The sequence below is a fragment of the Lentihominibacter hominis genome, assembly GCF_014385065.1.
Classification (GTDB): Bacteria; Bacillota; Clostridia; order Peptostreptococcales; family Anaerovoracaceae; genus Lentihominibacter; species Lentihominibacter hominis.
The window spans coordinates 1,008,559-1,024,813 of sequence record NZ_JACRTA010000001.1 but is presented as its reverse complement, the minus strand read 5'-3'; the positions used below and the strand labels follow the sequence as shown (position 1 = coordinate 1,024,813).

Genomic DNA, 16,255 nt, shown 5'->3' with positions numbered 1-16,255 from the left:
CCTCAATTATTTGTTTTTATTTACTATACGGGTTTGGTATTTTCCCGTTTCTATATCTATATATCTTACGAACAGTGATACTTTATTGTCTTCATTGAGACTGTTCCACACTAAATCCGTAAACTCGTCTATACTTCCTGAGAGTTCCACTTTTTTAGGCTCGCCTTCATAGCTCGGAAGCGGATTACCGTCTCCTACATAAGTATGTATGAAACGTCCCTCTCCTGCCGGACAGCCATCATATGTGAAGGTGTTTCTTATACAAAAGTCAGGGTTGCCATCGTCGCTTTTCAGTATGGACATGGCAAAATCATACTTTCCGCCCTTAACATTCATAATACCGGATATTCTCGGGGTATAATTAGGCTCATCCGGCTCAAATTCACGTGTTCTTAAAGCTTCCTCAAAAGTCTTGCCCTCAGCCATAAGATCATATACAGTGTCAGTCTGGTCTCCGTTTGTAACTATAGTAGCATCTCCCAGCACTCTTACAGGTGCATATATTATAAGGCTCGGGTCGCTCAGCTTTGATTCGTCAAAGGCCTCTGTGCGGATACCTTCCTCCTGCTCAACAAACACACGGTTTCTGCTGTTGACGCTTCTGCCCATGATAAAATACGCGGCTACAGCACTTTTTCCATCAGCGGACTTACCGATGACAATACCCCTTCCGGGATATGAATTTTCATTAAGAATATTCATTAATGATAATTTTTTCATATTTTTATTCCTTTCCATCCCAACAATACGTACAAAGCTTACACCTGTCTACACCGATAGCTTCTATAGTATCCTCCAGCTCCTGAAACTTAAGACTGTCAAAATTCAGTCTGCTCCTTATGAGTTCTACCATTTTCCTATGTCTTTCTGTCTTGGAATCAGCATATTCGGCTAATATCTCCTCACTTATTTCTGTTTGAATATCGCTGTCAAAATCCGCAGGATTAGCTGAGGCATCCCCGGGATCATCCAAACCCTCCAGCTCTCTGATACATCTTCTGGTTATCAGCTCCATATCGCTTACGGAACGTGAAAAATTGAGGAATTTACATCCGTACATTATAGGAGGACATGCTGATCTGACATGAATCTCTTTAGCTCCGTTTTCTATCAGATAAGTCACCGTCTGAGAAAGCTGAGTGCCTCTTACGATAGAATCATCAATAAGTACGAACTTTTTATCTTTTATTATCTGAAATACCGGCACCAGCTTCATCTTCGCTATACGATTTCTCGCTTTCTGGTTTTGAGGCATAAAGCTTCTTGGCCATGTAGGCGTATATTTTATAAGAGGCCTCGCATAAGGAACTCTTGACTGATTGGCATATCCTAAAGCATGCGCCACACCGCTGTCCGGCACTCCTGCCACATAATCAACATCAAGATCACCGTCTTTACGCGCCAGCAACTCGCCGTTTTTATTTCTCATAAGCTCTACATTTCTTCCTTCGTAGATGGATGTGGTATACCCAAAATATGTCCATAAAAATGCGCAGATCTTCATGTCTTTCTGAGGTTCTGCGAGGGTCTTCTCTCCTTCTGCCGTTATAAAGGCTATCTCAGCCGGCCCCAATTCGCGCTTATATTTATATCCCACATTTATAAATGCAAAAGATTCGGACGCTGCACAGTAAGCCCCTTTCTTTTTTCCAATTATAAGAGGAGTTCTGCCATATTTATCCCTTGCAGCATAAAGCCCTTCTTCAGTGAGAATAAGCATAGTCATAGAACCGTCTATTTTAGCCTGTGCTATTTTGATACCTTCCACAATATCTTTTCCGGTAGATACAAGGGCCGCCACAAGTTCTGTATTATTAATAGGGCCGCCGCTCATAGACATAAACTGACCGGCTCTTTCCTCAAGAAGTTCTTCCACCAGTTCTTCCTTATTATTTATGCGCCCTACGGTAGTAATGGCGTAATCGCCCTGTCTGCTTCGTACAGTCAAGGGCTGCGGATCACCGTCGCTTATGGCACCTATTCCCATCCTGCCTGACATTTCCTCTATATCCGCTTCAAATTTGCTTCGGAAAGGTGAATTTTCTATATTATGTATTGAACGATTGAATCCTCCATCCTGAAGTACACACAACCCCCCGTTTTTCGTTCCCAGATGTGAATGATAGTCTGTTCCAAAGAACAAATCCATGACGCAATCCTGTTTGGAAACGAAGCCTATTACTCCGCCCATTACTTTTTACCTCCTTTTAAGCCGTCAATTACTAACTTAAGCCCTTCTGCAAGTATCTTGTGTTCTGTTTCCAAAACTCTTGCGGCAAGATCCTCAGGTGTATCTCCTTTCATAACAGGGACTTTCTTCTGAATGATAATTTCCCCTGTGTCTACGCCCTCATCCACGTAATGAACAGTAGCTCCGCTTTCCTTCTCTCCGGCTTCTATAACCGCTTTATGTACTCTTATCCCATAAAATCCCTTGCCGCAGTATTTAGGTATAAGAGATGGGTGTATATTTATTATCCTGTTTCTGTAGTTTTCTATAATTTCAGGAGAAAGGACTCTCATATAGCCTGCCAGCACGATTATTTCAGCTCCCGATTTTTTAAGTTCATCGAGGACTTCAGCCTGCTCTTTGGCTACAGCTGTAGCTATTCCAGCTTTTTCAGCTCTTTCCAGAGCAAATGCGCCGTCTTTGCTGGAGATCACCTTTGCGATTTCCACCTGCGGCAGCTCCCCGCCGGCCGTTTTATCTATAAGAGCCTGAAGGTTTGTTCCTCCTCCTGAGACAAGTACCGCAACTTTCGTTTTATCACTCATGTTCAATATCCCCTACTCCGTATAATTGAGAACTACTGTCTCATCTTTTCTGTCTATGATTTCTCCGATAACAGAAGCTTCTTCACCGGCATCTTTAAGAGCGGCTACAATGGCGTCTGCATCAGCGGCATCTGCTATCATCATCATTCCCACACCCATGTTATAAGTTGAGAACATTTCTTTCGTCTCGATGTTGCCGCACTTCTGAATATATGAGAATATAGGAGGTACTTTCCATGCGCCTACATCTATTGACACTGCAGTTCCTTCCGGAAGTATTCTCGGTATATTTTCAAAGAATCCTCCGCCTGTTATATGAACGATTCCGTTAACGTCAAACTTCGGCAGTACGGCGTCGCAGGCTTTCGCATATATTTTTGTCGGCGTGAGAAGAGCCTCTCCTAGAGTCTCCCCCAATTCTTCTACATACTCGCTTACATCCATTGCCATTTTGTCAAAGAATACCTTTCTCACCAGAGAATAACCATTGCTGTGTATTCCGCTGGAAGGAATTCCTATAATCTTGTTTCCGATCTTTACTTTTTCCCCGGTTATTATTTTATCCTTATCAACTACGCCTACAGAAAAGCCTGCCATGTCGTATTCACCTTCACTGTAAAAATCCGGCATCTCGGCAGTTTCTCCTCCTACAAGAGCGCTGCCCGACTGCTTACATCCATCTGCTATCCCTTTAACAATATCTGCTATCTTTTCCGCCTTTACCTTTCCTGTGGCGATATAATCAAGGAAAAACAGGGGTTTTGCGCCCTGACAAAGCACGTCGTTAACGCACATTGCCACGCAGTCTATACCCACCGTATCATGTTTATCCATCAGGAATGCGATCTTAAGTTTGGTTCCCACTCCGTCAGTTCCGGAAACAAGAACAGGCTGTGACATACCCTTTACGTCTAGGTTGAACAGACTTCCGAAGCTTCCCAGTCCTGTAAGTACATTCTCATTAAACGTACCCTTAACGTGTTCCTTCATCAGTGATACTGCACGTTCGCCTTCCTTGGTGTCCACTCCGGCATCTTTATATGTAAGTTTCTTTTCTTCCATTATTTTCCTCCGTATAGGCTCTGCACTAATCGTTTTTTACTCTTCTGAGAACTTCCGCATAAGTTTCTTCTATCTTGCCCAGATCTCTTCTGAATCTGTCTTTATCCATTTTTTCATTGGTGTTCACATCCCAAAGTCTGCAGGTGTCAGGCGAAATCTCATCTGCCAGTATTACCTGTCCGTCATAAAGACCGAATTCTATCTTAAAATCCACCAGCTTGAGACCTTTATCCATGAAGAATTCCTTCAAAGTGTCGTTTACGATGGCTGCATATTTTTTAACCTCTGCCAGTTGTTCCTTTGTCACCAGCTTAAGAGCCAGAGCATGTGATTCGCACATAAGAGGGTCGCCCAAATCATCATTCTTATATGAAAGCTCAAATGTCGGCTCATCAAATACGATTCCTTCTTCTACTCCGTATCTCTTGGCAAAAGAACCTGCGGAAATATTTCTCATGATAACTTCCAGCGGCAGGATTTTTACGGCCTTCACTATAGTCTCTCTGTCGCTTATCTGTTCTATGTAGTGGGTCGGAACGCCTTTCTGCTCAAGGAGCTGCAGAATAATATTTGTCATTGTATTATTTACAACACCTTTTCCTACTATCTGGCCTTTTTTTTCACCATTGAAAGCCGTAGCATCATCCTTATAGTCAACGATTACACACTTTGGATCATCTGTCTTAAAAACCTTTTTCGCCTTACCCTCGTAAAGCTGTTCTAACTTTTTCATATGGTATTCCCTCCTGATTTTTGTTTTTATTTATTTTTGTTTTCATTGAATTCTCTGTCCAGCGCTATGATGTCTTCTTCCTGTTTTTTCTTGAAATCCTTTACTGCTTGTCTCAGCTTCGGCTCTGCCGCACTGAGAATCTGGACTGCCAGAATGGCCGCATTTTCAGCGCCATCTATTGCCACAGTGGCAACGGGAACTCCCTTTGGCATCTGTACCACTGAAAGAAGTGAGTCCAGACCGTCCATAGTGCTTGATTTCATCGGCAGACCTATTACAGGCAGCGGTGTTGTCGCCGCCAAAACTCCCGCAAGATGTGCCGCCTTTCCTGCCGCTGCTATTATACATCCGAAACCTGCTTCTTCTGCACCTGCTGCAAAGGCTTCAGCCTGCTTAGGAGTTCTGTGGGCAGAGATAATTCTCGTTTCATACTCCACTCCGAAGCTGTCCAGCATCTTTTCCGCTTTCTCAACTACAGGATAGTCCGACTTGCTGCCCATTATTATTGCTACTTTCATTTTAATATTCCTTTCTTAAATCGTGTATCGGCTATTTAAAATATTTTACTCCCGATTCAAATATTTTCTGATCTTTTTCTCCAATCACATTCTTATAAAGGTTGTTTCCTATTCTTTCCGAATGCCCCATCTTTCCGAAGACTCTTCCATCAGGAGATGTTATACCTTCTATAGCCATAACAGAACCGTTAGGATTAAAGGCTATATCCATTGAAGGCTTCCCGTCAAAGTCAACGTACTGAGTTGCTATTTGTCCGTTTTCTGCGAGTTTTCTCAGAACGTCAGGTTTAGCTATGAACCGTCCTTCCCCATGTGAAACAGGTATTGTAAATGTTTCTCCAACTTTCACTCCGGAAAGCCAAGGAGACTTCACCGATGTTATTCCTGTCCTCACAAGGCATGAAGCATGCCTGCCTATTTTGTTATACGTAAGGGTAGGACTGTCCTCTCCGCATTCTGTTATCTTTCCCTCAGGCACCAGCCCCAGCTTTATCAACGCCTGAAATCCATTGCAGATACCCAGTATGAGGCCGTCTCTGTTATCCAGCAGGTCAGCCACCGCATCTTTTATTGCAGGATTTCTGAACACCGCCGTAATGAATTTAGCCGAACCGTCAGGCTCATCTCCGCCGGAGAATCCTCCCGGTATCATTATTATCTGGCTTGATCTTATCTTTTTTTCAAGCTCTTCTATTGACTCTTCAAGTTGCGAAGCCGTAAGGTTTCTGATTATGTGTATATCTGCCTCGGCTCCTGCTTTTTTGAAAGCTCTTGCCGAATCCATCTCGCAGTTGGTCCCCGGGAATGTAGGTATCACGACTTTCGGTTTTGCAATCTTCACAGCAGGCACTGACATATTTCTTTCGATAAAGACAGGCTGCTCTACCTGTGTTTTATCTTCTGCATTTTTAAATTCAGATGTTCTCACAGGGAATACGCTTTCTACAGGTTCCTGCCATTTTGATATTATCTGATTGAGATCCTCGCTCTGTCCGTTAACAGTAAGCCTTCCGTCAACTGTAGTCTTTCCCAAAGCAGCATATACCGCCCCGGCCATCAGTTTATCCACATCCTGACCTGCAGGAAGCTCAATGACAAGAGAGCCGAACATTGGTGATAAAATATCACCTTCCACATTTACATTTACTCCGATCTTATTTCCGGCAGCCATCTTCACCAGAGTCATATAAAGTCCTCCGCGCCCTATAGCGTCAGCTGCCAACAGCTTACCTGCCTCTGCCAGCTCTTTTATTTTGAGAAGATTATTTCTGTATATTTCAAAATCTATCACACCGTCTTTATCTATAGGAGCTGTTACAGCTACCAACGTGCTTCCGGCAAATTTAATCTCTGATGATACGATATCATTTGCATCTGCCGTGGTTACAGCAAATGATGCAAGCGTCGGAGGAACATCTATATCCATAAAAGTCCCTGACATACTGTCTTTTCCTCCGATTGCCGGTATCTCAAGCTCTTTCTGCACCCTCAGAGCGCCCAGCAGTGCAGACATCGGTTTTCCCCATCTTGCCGGATCACTGCCCAGCTTTTCAAAATATTCTTGGAATGTCAGACGCACATTTCTGTAGTCTCCTCCCATTGCCGCAATCTTGGTTACTGAATCTATAACGGCATACAATGCTCCGTGAAATGGACTTCTGACAGCAAGCTCCGGATCAAATCCGTAACTCATCAATGTTGCTGTATCTGTCTCTCCTTCTGTTACCGGAAGCTTTGCAGCCATTCCTGCCGACGGAGACAGCTGATATTTGCCTCCCAAAGGCATCAATACCGTCCCTGCGCCTATTGTACTATCAAATCTTTCCGTAAGGCCCTTCTTGCTGCAACAGTTAAGATCTATGAGCAACTGTTCTCTCGTTTTTGTTTCTTTTAATATATCTGCCAGATCTGAATTAACTTCCGATAGTTCTTTCGGATCTGATACCAATGCTTTGGCAAACTGCTGAGCCCCATTTGTGTTGAGAAAGTCCCTGCTCAGATCCAGTATGCAAACTCCTCTCCAGTGCATCCTGACTCTATTGGTATCAGTTACCTCAGCAACTGTGGTTGCTTCCAGATTTTCTTCCCTGGCATATTTGATAAATTCCTGCTCTTTGTCTGCCTCAACCACAACTGCCATTCTTTCCTGAGATTCGGAAATGGCAAGCTCTGTACCGTCAAGTCCGTCATACTTCTTTGGAACCTTATCCAGATTGATTTCAAGACCGTCGGCCAGCTCTCCTATTGCAACGGAAACGCCGCCGGCACCGAAGTCATTACATCGTTTTATCAGCGTAGCGACTTCTTTTCTTCTGAACATTCTCTGTATATTTCTCTCTACAGGCGGATTACCTTTTTGAACCTCTGCACCGCACTGCAGTATTGATTCTTCTGTATGCTCCTTTGATGAACCTGTAGCCCCGCCGCATCCGTCACGTCCTGTTCTTCCTCCCACCAGGATTATAACATCACCTTTCTGAGGAACCTTTCTTATTACATGATCAGCAGGCGCTGCACCTACAACAGCTCCGATCTCCATCCGCTTCGCAACATAATTTTCGTGATACACTTCGTCCACAAGACCGGTGGCAAGCCCTATCTGGTTTCCGTATGAGCTATAGCCATGTGCTGCTTCTGTCGTTATCTTTCTCTGCGGCAATTTACCGCTTAAAGTCTCTTCTATAGGCTTTCTGGGGTCAGCTGCGCCTGTAACCCTCATAGCCTGATAAACGTATACTCTGCCTGAGAGCGGGTCTCTTATAGCTCCGCCGAGACATGTTGCAGCTCCTCCGAAAGGCTCTATCTCCGTAGGATGATTATGGGTCTCATTCTTGAACATTACAAGCCAGTCTTCTTCTTTGCCGTCTATCTTTGCCTTTACCTTAATGCTGCAAGCATTTATCTCCTCTGACTCATCCAGATTATCAGCCTTGCCATGCTTCTTGAGGTATTTTGTCCCTATACAGGCCATGTCCATGAGGCACAGATTCTTTTCTCTGTTCCCGTAAACATCCTTTCTCATATCAAGATACTGAGCAAATGCCTGCGCTACCAGCCTTCCGTAAGGACTATCATCAAAACCCACATCCTCCAGTGTCGTATTAAATGTAGTATGCCTGCAGTGATCAGACCAATATGTATCTATAACCTTTAATTCTGTAAGAGTGGGGTCTCTCTGCTCATCTTCTGTATAATACTTTTGTACGAATTTTATATCTTCACGGCTCATGGCAAATCCCATTTCTTTTCTGTATTCCTCCAAAGCCGCCTCATTCATTTTTCTAAAGCCGTCTATTATCGCCACTGCAGGAGGAACCGTTGTCTCCATTGTAAGATCCAAAGGTTTATCATCAGAAGCAATCTGAGAGTCAACAGGATTTACACAATAATTTTTTATCGCTTCCAATGACGCATCATTTATATCTCCTTCCAATACTATAGTTCTGGCAAACTTTACAACAGCCTCTGCCCCGGCGTTCATCAGCTTTATACACTGAGCGGCAGAGTCAGCTCTCTGGTCATATTGCCCCGGCAAATATTCAACTGCGAAAAAAATAGCAGATCCCACATCCACAGGCATCGTTTCCTCATATACGACATCTATGGCTGGCTCTGCAAATACAGTAAATTTAGCCGCTTCATAAGTAGAGTCATCTATACCGTCCACATCATAACGGTTCAGTATTCTCACTCCCTCAAGTTTATCAATGTGCAAATTTTCTTTTACATCATTAAAGAGCGCCTCGGCCTCTACATCAAAGCCTTTTTTCTTTTCAACGTAAATTCTTCTTACCATCGATCTATTATCCTTTCTGAATCAAAAACCAGTTTATATTCTGTCACTTGAATTTATATGATAATGTTAGCACTTTTACCTTATTATATCAATGTTTTTCAACCAAAAACTTTGATTCCACAACATTTTACGAACTTTACTCCGCAATATTGGTTTTATAGTCCGTATTTTTCTGTCATGCCCCACTTTTACAAGCATTTTTACTTAAAAAACACGATTTATCCCAGTCAGAGCTTAACTTTTCCGGTCATATTTCCCACACATTCTTTTCAACGTATCTTCACACTGATGCCTTTAAATCAGCATATTGCGCTGTTATTATATAATCACTCCAAGAGGAAAAGAAACACCTCTCCTAATAAATAGTAAATTAGTGTGATGACAGCGAAACGCTGCCCAGAGTATAAACCCGGGCAGCGTTTTCGTTTTATTACAGTTTTCAAAATATACTTAAATATCTTTCACCTGTATCAGGCAATATTGTTACAATTCGTTTCCCTTCATTCTCTTTTCTTGCAGCCACTTGTCCCGCAGCAAAAATAGCAGCTCCCGATGAAACACCCGCCAGAACACCTTCCAGTCGAGCTAAATTTTTCATAGTCTGAAGAGCATCCTCATCTGTAACCGTCATAACCTCATCCATTATGTCGGCATCTAAAATCTCCGGTATGAAATTAGCTCCGATCCCTTGTATCTGATGTGTACCTGCCCAGCCTTCCGTTACAAGCGGTGATGATGCAGGCTCCACACCTATGATTCTTATTGCGCTGTTCATTTCCTTAAGATAACGGCCTATTCCCGAAACAGTCCCCCCGGTTCCGAAAGAAGCCACAAAAATATCTAACTCACCTTCCGTATCTTTCCAGATTTCCGGAGCTGTCGTTTCGTAATGCGCCTGAGGATTAGCCGGGTTTTCGAATTGTCCTGCGATTATGCTTCCCGGGATTTCTTCCAAAAGCTCTTTTGCTTTTTCCACGCTGCCCTGCATACCCTCCTCTCTGTCGGTAAGAACAAGGTCCGCTCCCAGAGCAGCCAGCAATTTCCGTCTTTCGATACTCATACTTTCAGGCATTACCATAACTGCTTTGTACCCTCTGGCGGCGGCAGCCATGGCGATCCCCACCCCCGTATTCCCGCTGGTAGGCTCTATAATAGTCCCTCCCGGTTTGAGTCTTCCGCTTTTCTCGGCCTCAGAAATCATTTTATAACCTACTCTGTCTTTTATACTTCCTGCCGGATTAAACATTTCAACCTTCGCAACAATTTCCGCGCACGAGCCAAAATATTCCTCCATTTTATGAAGCCTGAGCAACGGAGTATCTCCTATAAGATCAGTTATCGTATTTCTAATGTTCATAAAGCCTCCCTCATCTTCTAAAATTTTTCTGTATCAGCTACTTTGCCGTCTTCCATAAACAATATGTATCCATGACCGGGATCAGGTATCCATTTATAAAAATTGTCTTTTACCTTAGGATATATACTCTCCAGTATAGCTGATATTGTTCCTCCATGACATACCGCTATGGAAAGAGCTTCATCATCTTTATGTCTCATGGAAAAAGCTTTCAAAGCATTACGTTCTTTAAGATCATCAAATCCTCTAATCACTCTTTTATAAAAAGCCTGCAGGCTTTCCCCATTAGGAGGCGGCAAATTACCGAGTTTATCAGATTTCCATATCCTATATTCTTCAAGATCTTTAAGTTCTGCATGGCTTTTCATTTCAAAAGAGCCAAAATTCAACTCTTTCAGTTTTTCCAGAGATTCATGTTTCTGCCGGCCATATATAAGCTCAAGAGTCTGTTCGGTTCTTCTCAGGCCTGTCGTATAAAATTCCGCATTAACACCGTCAGGATAAAGTCCCGATTCGGCAAGCCGTTTAAGTTCATCTATTCCCTCTGCTGCCAGAGGAATATCAGCGTGTCCATAATAGAGTCTGTTCTTATTGCCTTCTGTTATGCCATGCCTTATGAGGCATATCTTCGATTCCATCTGTGTACCTTCTTCCTTTGAATGTTTCTCCGTCGGAAACATCCTTTATATGACTTGTTACAATGATAACATATCCGCAACCTGTTTGCATCAGACAGTGTTTATTTTATTTTTTACGCAATAAATAGTAAATTAATAACAATACAATAACAGAATTATTTTGGTTTGCCGGATAGCCTCTTTATCTCAGCGCTGCCCACTAAAATTTTCGTTTTATAATTTTCTCAGCTGTTTCATATATAGAAAAGCTCGGTCAAAGAAAGCTTAAAAAGCTGACAGACAGTGAAAACCGATTATTGCAAAAGACTTATATCTCCTTCCTAAAAGATATGTATTGCCCTTGAAAATTCAATTTTTTACTGATATACTTTCAATGAATTTAATAAAGTATGTTTTAACAAAAAATCTGACTTACATTTTCACCGGAATCTGCAAAGTCCGAATTTTTTTGCAGCTTCTTCGGTTTAATATAATCTTCCGGCGCAGCACAGTACGAAAGGGATAAAAAATATGAACAATACAGCAAAATCCACAATATGTTTATTCATAACCGCCATAATCTGGGGATCAGCTTTTGTGGCACAGAAAATAGGAATGGATTCCATAAGTCCTTTTTATTTCAGCGCTTTCAGAATGATTTTAGGAGCAGCTGCATTATGTGTGATGTTGCTTATAATGAACATAAAAAATAAAGAAGATTTAAAGAAAAAAACTGAAGAAAAGAAAAAAAAGGAAAGAAAAATTTTGCTTACCGGCGGATCTCTGTGCGGTATCGTAATTTTCTTTGCTTTTAACCTTCAGCAGCTGGGGCTGGTATCAGTAGATGCCGGAAAAACAGGGTTTATTACAGCTCTTTATATCATTCTTGTCCCTATCATGGGAATATTCCTAAAGCACAGAACATCTCTTTTCACATGGCTCGGAGCTCTTGTAGGTGTAGTAGGACTCTATTTTCTGTGCATCACAGAAGATTTCTCTGTCCACCCCGGAGATATGACAATTATGATCGGAGCTTTTTTCTGGGCTTTTCATATCTTATGCATAGACTATTTCGCTCCAAAGATAAATGTGCTGAAGCTTAATGCATTTCAGTTTTTTGTAGCTGGTTTCTTAAGCCTGATAATTGCCGTTATATTTGATGACATTTCTCTTCCGGCTATCTTGACCGCGGCCCCGGCTATCTGTTATACAGCTGTTTTCTCTACCGCCATTGCCTATTCATTCCAGGCTCTGGGACAAAAACATCTAAACCCTACTGTTGCCTCAATAATACTGAGTACAGAGGCATTGTTCGCAGTTGTTTTCGGAGGTGTTTTTCTGGGCGAAACCCTCACATACAGAGAAGTCATAGGATGCGGCCTGATGTTTACAGCTGTGATTCTTGCTCAGATTCCACCGAAAAAAAAGGCAGAAAAAAATACAGATGAACCCAAAATTACAGAACAGGAGTAAAAAGGTCTAAGACCTTTAATAAAATAACTATGACTATTTATGAAAAACTTAAAAAACTCGAATACATATTAAATGATCTCGGAAGAATTACTGTTGCGCTTTCCGGAGGAGTAGACAGCGTTTTCCTGCTGACCTTCGCTTACAAACTGTGGGGCGACGACAGAGTATCTGCCGTAACGGCACAAGGTCCTCATTTTGCTGATGATGAAACAGCCTATGCTGATTATCTGTGCAGCGAACTCGGTATAAAACACGATATAGCTTCCGTAGATCACATCCTATCTGTAATTGCTGATAACCCTCCTGACAGATGCTATATATGCAAACGTGAAATATTTTCTTCAATAAAAGAAATTGCGGAAAAACAAGGAAGAAATCTTGTAGACGGTACTAATCTGGATGATCTCGACGATTACAGGCCGGGATACAAAGCCTTGCAGGAACTTGGTATATCAAGTCCTCTTAAAGATGCCGGCCTTACAAAATCGGAAATCAGAAAATCTCTTAGAAAACTTTCCGATACAGACCCCTTCATAAAACAGGCTCTTATGATACCATCTGACGATGGGAAAACTTTTCCTATCTGGGAAAAACCCGCATTCGCTTGCCTTGCTTCAAGGATACCTTACGGTCAAACTATAACAAAAGAAAAACTTTTATCAGTATATAAAGCCGAATGCTTTCTTAAAGCTCTTGGTTTTACCCAAATCAGAGTCAGACATCACGGAGATGTAGCGAGAATAGAGGTGCTTCCTCACGACAGAAAAAAATTTTTTGATGAAAAGTTTATGGACAAAGTAAATGATGAAATTAAAAAATGTGGATTCAGATTCGCCGCACTTGATCTCGGCGGATACAAAATGGGCAATCTGAACTAATAAAAATGCATAATCATAAAGGAGAACATGGTCATGACAGAAAAGAAAAAATTCAATTCTTCTGATAAAGACAGAAAATATGATTTTAATGATTTTACAGAGATAATCTCGCTTCTCAGATCCCCGGGTGGCTGCCCATGGGATATGAAGCAGACACACGAAACATTAAAAGAATGTCTCATAGAAAAATCCGGGGAAGTCATATCTGCCATAGATAATAAAGATACCGCTAATCTTTGCGAAGAACTTGGCGATCTGCTTCTGCAGGTAGTTATGCACGCCCAGATAGCCTCAGAAAAAGGATATTTTACAATAAACGATGTAATCCAAGGAGTCTCCGAAAAAATGATACGCAGACACCCGCATGTGTTTGGTGATGTAAAGGTATCTTCTCCTGAAGAAAGTCTTCAGTTATGGCAAGAAATTAAAAAACAGGAAAAATCGAAATAAAATATTCCTGACACAATAAAAATAGCCTGTGATCTCGAGGGATTACAGACCCGAAGGATTTGAAATTTTAAATTTCAACATTCCAAAGACGTTCCTCATCTATCCCGATATCACAGACAACTATCCTGCCAAAATATCCCGATGCAAACTTCTGAAGATGCACAGGTTTTTTGGCATGAAAAACAATAGTGTAGTCGGCGCAGACACAGCTGTGATCCAGATATTTTTCATTTATCAGATCACCGCTTATCCCCGAAGGGATATCCAGCGCAAATATGATCGGCCCTCCACGGCAAGTCGAATCAGAAGAGCCTTTAGAAAAATTGTTTATATAAATGGCAGCTTTCAGTGCGTTGCCATTAAGAGCCCCTTGAAATCCCGTTCCATATATCGCATCTATTATGATATCGGGAATCTCTCTTAATTCTATCAGCGCTCTTTCATTCTCCTTCATATCTACAATAGTTATGGGCATATCTTCAATCAAAGAAAAATTAATTTTGCTGTTACTTGTAACTGGTTTTCCATCTACTAAAATCACTGTGACTTCATATCCCTTATTACACAGTATCCTTGCTGTGACAAAACCATCTCCTCCGTTATTGCCTTTCCCGCAAAATACCAGAACATTTTTCCTTCTGCTACTCCAATCGCCCTTTTCATCGCAGCCTTTATTTTCGGCACTAACATAGCTTTTAGGCGATTTAATTGATTTTCCAACATATACAGTCTCTGCAACTTTGCTGTTAACCGTATCCGAAACATCTTCTTTACCGGCGATAAATCTTCTGTACATATCTATTTCCAAGATAATCTCAGCAGCTGAGGAACCAGCCGTCTCCATCATCTGATAATATGACAGCCCATTCTCATCTGCTCTTTTCTCAAGGATCCTCATCTGTCCGCATGTAACGAAATGTTCCCTGTTTTTATTCATATTTCTACCCCATGACCATAAGGTCCAAGCCGTCGTATGACGATAAGAATTTTTTCATTGTATCAACGATACTGTCACATCCGCCCTCCTCATCTGATGCCATATTCATAGGAAGAATAGGATCATGCAATGATTTTCTCAAGAGACACCATCCATTGGGAAAGCCTATCCTAACTCCTTCATAATTAGGTTCTTCGAGAAAGAGTTCCTCTGAAGACTTTACAAAATCCTCGAGATCATTGAGAATTTTATCTCCATACGTTCCAAAATCTCCATACGTAATAGGTATTCTTATCTCTCTCTCATCTGCCGGATTTTCAAGTTTCTCTATGATACAATCAAGGGACTTCCCTTGTTTTCGCAGTTTAGCTGCCTCTATGACTATCTTTGTAGCCAGATAGGCTCCGTCATCCAAAAAATAATTTTCTTTAAAAGCTGCATGCCCCGAAGTCTCTATAGCCAGCTGACAGTCTGTTCCCTGTCTGTTAAGCTCCTGCGCCTTATTTATAACATTTTTATATCCTCGTTTGAACCTCATGTGTTTAAGTCCCAGACCATCCTCTATAAAGGAAGTCAGCTGCCTACTGGTAATACTATCTGTGACTACAGTAGTACCGGGGTATTCTTCAGCTACCAAAGCAGCCGCCATAGCAACTATTCCATTTCTGGCAATCTCTCTGCCTCTCCCGTCTACAGCTGCAGACCTATCCACATCAGTATCAAATATAAGTCCAAAATCTGCTCCCGTTCGGAGAACCTGCATAGCCAGTGAGTTCATAGCTTCCCGGTCTTCGGGATTAGGGGCATGGTTCAAAAACATTCCATCAGGATCAAGATACTGACTGTCTGATATATCCGCTCCGAGAGGTTTAAGAACCCTTCTGGCAAAAAAACCGCCGCTTCCATTACCTGCATCTACTACTATTTTCATCCCCTCAAGAGGTCTCTCCCCCATGCCTGCGCCATCCTGTATAAGTTTTCTCAAATGGCGGCAGTATACAGACATCACATCCCCCTCCTGAGCGGGATAAACTAATTTGCCAAAATCTCTGACTCTCCCTTCAATATTTTTAGGCTCACCGAGATTTGCTGTACCTGAATTTTCATCCTCAGCATATTTAAGAATGAGGGAAATATCTCCTTTATTAAGACCGCCCTCAGATGTAAAAAATTTAAATCCATTTCTGTTATAAGGCAAATGGCTTGCTGTTATCATAATCCCTGCATCACATGAAAATTCAGGAAATACTGTTGTCATAAACATAGCGGGAGTAGAGGCCAATCCGCAGTCATAAACCTTTATCCCATAAGGGCCAAACCCATTCATAAGCCCTTCCATCAAACGCTTGCCCGATATACGCGGATCTCTTCCGATGGCAATAGTCACACTTTCAGGATTTTTGTCTAATTTATCACAAAGCCATACAGCAAATCCTCTGGCGATATCCACAGCCTCGTAAGGCGTTAAATTAGGTAATTCTCCGGGTTCTCCCGTTATCGCGATACCTCTTATATCGCTGCCGTTTTGCAGTTTCTTATAATTTTTCATATGATACTCTCCTATTTATTGTTTGATTTTAAACGCTGCAGATGTTAAAATATTGTCGCATACGCTCTTATTATAAGCCAACCCACTTATACATAAAAGCTGTTATTTTA

Annotated in this window: 14 protein-coding genes; 3 read left to right on the top strand and 11 right to left on the bottom strand. The window is 41.9% G+C overall.

Annotation, left to right across the window (positions count from 1 at the left end; all coding sequences use genetic code 11):
* Positions 1 to 6 precede the first annotated feature (6 nt).
* The 9 genes from H8692_RS04785 to H8692_RS04745 form a co-directional block, all read right to left on the bottom strand.
* A complete protein-coding gene (locus H8692_RS04785) occupies positions 7 to 720 on the bottom strand; it encodes an IMP cyclohydrolase (protein ID WP_177269725.1) in 714 nt (237 codons plus the stop codon).
* 4 nt (positions 721 to 724) lie between these two features.
* The gene (locus H8692_RS04780) at positions 725 to 2,191 is read right to left on the bottom strand and encodes an amidophosphoribosyltransferase (protein WP_177269727.1); all 1,467 of its coding nucleotides are present in this window, start codon (positions 2,189 to 2,191) and stop codon (positions 725 to 727) included.
* Entirely contained in the window at positions 2,191 to 2,775 is a 585-nt protein-coding gene (gene purN, locus H8692_RS04775) for a phosphoribosylglycinamide formyltransferase (RefSeq protein WP_177269729.1), read from the bottom strand. The genes H8692_RS04780 and purN overlap by 1 nt, the downstream gene beginning before the upstream one ends.
* A 12-nt stretch (positions 2,776 to 2,787) precedes the next feature.
* Positions 2,788 to 3,837 (bottom strand): phosphoribosylformylglycinamidine cyclo-ligase, encoded by a 1,050-nt coding sequence (purM, locus tag H8692_RS04770; RefSeq protein WP_177269731.1) that lies wholly within the window; start codon positions 3,835 to 3,837, stop codon positions 2,788 to 2,790.
* Between the two features lie 25 nt (positions 3,838 to 3,862).
* Positions 3,863 to 4,570 carry a phosphoribosylaminoimidazolesuccinocarboxamide synthase gene (gene purC / locus H8692_RS04765; RefSeq protein WP_177269733.1) on the bottom strand — a complete coding sequence of 236 codons (708 nt, stop codon included), beginning with the start codon at positions 4,568 to 4,570 and terminating at the stop codon, positions 3,863 to 3,865.
* A 26-nt stretch (positions 4,571 to 4,596) separates the two neighbouring features.
* Positions 4,597 to 5,088, bottom strand: a complete 492-nt coding sequence (gene purE, locus H8692_RS04760; RefSeq protein WP_177269735.1) for a 5-(carboxyamino)imidazole ribonucleotide mutase — start codon at positions 5,086 to 5,088, stop codon at positions 4,597 to 4,599.
* Between the two features lie 31 nt (positions 5,089 to 5,119).
* Entirely contained in the window at positions 5,120 to 8,884 is a 3,765-nt protein-coding gene (locus H8692_RS04755) for a phosphoribosylformylglycinamidine synthase (protein WP_177269737.1), read from the bottom strand.
* Between the two features lie 439 nt (positions 8,885 to 9,323).
* Positions 9,324 to 10,241: a cysteine synthase A gene (gene cysK / locus H8692_RS04750; protein ID WP_177269739.1), complete on the bottom strand. Its 918-nt coding sequence runs from the start codon at positions 10,239 to 10,241 to the stop codon at positions 9,324 to 9,326.
* A gap of 17 nt (positions 10,242 to 10,258) precedes the next feature.
* Positions 10,259 to 10,879 carry a histidine phosphatase family protein gene (locus tag H8692_RS04745; protein ID WP_177269741.1) on the bottom strand — a complete coding sequence of 207 codons (621 nt, stop codon included), beginning with the start codon at positions 10,877 to 10,879 and terminating at the stop codon, positions 10,259 to 10,261.
* A 510-nt stretch (positions 10,880 to 11,389) separates the two neighbouring features.
* Between H8692_RS04745 and H8692_RS04740 the strand changes: the two genes are divergently transcribed.
* Genes H8692_RS04740 through H8692_RS04730 form a run of 3 tightly spaced genes read left to right on the top strand, consistent with a single transcriptional unit; the run spans position 11,390 to position 13,659 of the window.
* Positions 11,390 to 12,331 carry a DMT family transporter gene (locus H8692_RS04740; protein WP_177269743.1) on the top strand — a complete coding sequence of 314 codons (942 nt, stop codon included), beginning with the start codon at positions 11,390 to 11,392 and terminating at the stop codon, positions 12,329 to 12,331.
* A 29-nt stretch (positions 12,332 to 12,360) separates the two neighbouring features.
* Positions 12,361 to 13,209, top strand: coding sequence for an ATP-dependent sacrificial sulfur transferase LarE (gene larE, locus H8692_RS04735; protein WP_187525084.1), 849 nt, complete (start codon positions 12,361 to 12,363; stop codon positions 13,207 to 13,209).
* A gap of 33 nt (positions 13,210 to 13,242) precedes the next feature.
* The gene (locus H8692_RS04730; RefSeq protein ID WP_187525083.1) at positions 13,243 to 13,659 is read left to right on the top strand and encodes a MazG family protein; all 417 of its coding nucleotides are present in this window, start codon (positions 13,243 to 13,245) and stop codon (positions 13,657 to 13,659) included.
* Positions 13,660 to 13,726: 67 nt separating this feature from the next.
* Here H8692_RS04730 and H8692_RS04725 read toward each other — a convergent pair whose 3' ends face one another.
* Entirely contained in the window at positions 13,727 to 14,596 is an 870-nt protein-coding gene (locus H8692_RS04725) for an NAD(P)H-hydrate epimerase (RefSeq protein ID WP_177269749.1), read from the bottom strand.
* 4 nt (positions 14,597 to 14,600) lie between these two features.
* The gene (locus tag H8692_RS04720; RefSeq protein ID WP_187525082.1) at positions 14,601 to 16,145 is read right to left on the bottom strand and encodes a phosphohexomutase domain-containing protein; all 1,545 of its coding nucleotides are present in this window, start codon (positions 16,143 to 16,145) and stop codon (positions 14,601 to 14,603) included.
* Between the last annotated feature and the right edge of the window lie 110 nt (positions 16,146 to 16,255).

What these genes read in the sequence shown, in the direction of transcription:
- H8692_RS04780 (WP_177269727.1), bottom strand. Translation starts at nt 2,191, where the DNA reads ATGGGCGGAGTAATAGGCTTCGTTTCCAAACAGGATTGCGTCATGGAT.
- cysK (WP_177269739.1), bottom strand. Translation starts at nt 10,241, where the DNA reads ATGAACATTAGAAATACGATAACTGATCTTATAGGAGATACTCCGTTG.
- purN (WP_177269729.1), bottom strand. Translation starts at nt 2,775, where the DNA reads ATGAGTGATAAAACGAAAGTTGCGGTACTTGTCTCAGGAGGAGGAACA.
- H8692_RS04725 (WP_177269749.1), bottom strand. Translation starts at nt 14,596, where the DNA reads ATGAATAAAAACAGGGAACATTTCGTTACATGCGGACAGATGAGGATC.
- H8692_RS04720 (WP_187525082.1), bottom strand. Translation starts at nt 16,145, where the DNA reads ATGAAAAATTATAAGAAACTGCAAAACGGCAGCGATATAAGAGGTATC.
- H8692_RS04755 (WP_177269737.1), bottom strand. Translation starts at nt 8,884, where the DNA reads ATGGTAAGAAGAATTTACGTTGAAAAGAAAAAAGGCTTTGATGTAGAG.
- H8692_RS04745 (WP_177269741.1), bottom strand. Translation starts at nt 10,879, where the DNA reads ATGGAATCGAAGATATGCCTCATAAGGCATGGCATAACAGAAGGCAAT.
- larE (WP_187525084.1), top strand. Translation starts at nt 12,361, where the DNA reads ATGACTATTTATGAAAAACTTAAAAAACTCGAATACATATTAAATGAT.
- H8692_RS04740 (WP_177269743.1), top strand. Translation starts at nt 11,390, where the DNA reads ATGAACAATACAGCAAAATCCACAATATGTTTATTCATAACCGCCATA.
- purE (WP_177269735.1), bottom strand. Translation starts at nt 5,088, where the DNA reads ATGAAAGTAGCAATAATAATGGGCAGCAAGTCGGACTATCCTGTAGTT.
- H8692_RS04785 (WP_177269725.1), bottom strand. Translation starts at nt 720, where the DNA reads ATGAAAAAATTATCATTAATGAATATTCTTAATGAAAATTCATATCCC.
- purC (WP_177269733.1), bottom strand. Translation starts at nt 4,570, where the DNA reads ATGAAAAAGTTAGAACAGCTTTACGAGGGTAAGGCGAAAAAGGTTTTT.
- purM (WP_177269731.1), bottom strand. Translation starts at nt 3,837, where the DNA reads ATGGAAGAAAAGAAACTTACATATAAAGATGCCGGAGTGGACACCAAG.
- H8692_RS04730 (WP_187525083.1), top strand. Translation starts at nt 13,243, where the DNA reads ATGACAGAAAAGAAAAAATTCAATTCTTCTGATAAAGACAGAAAATAT.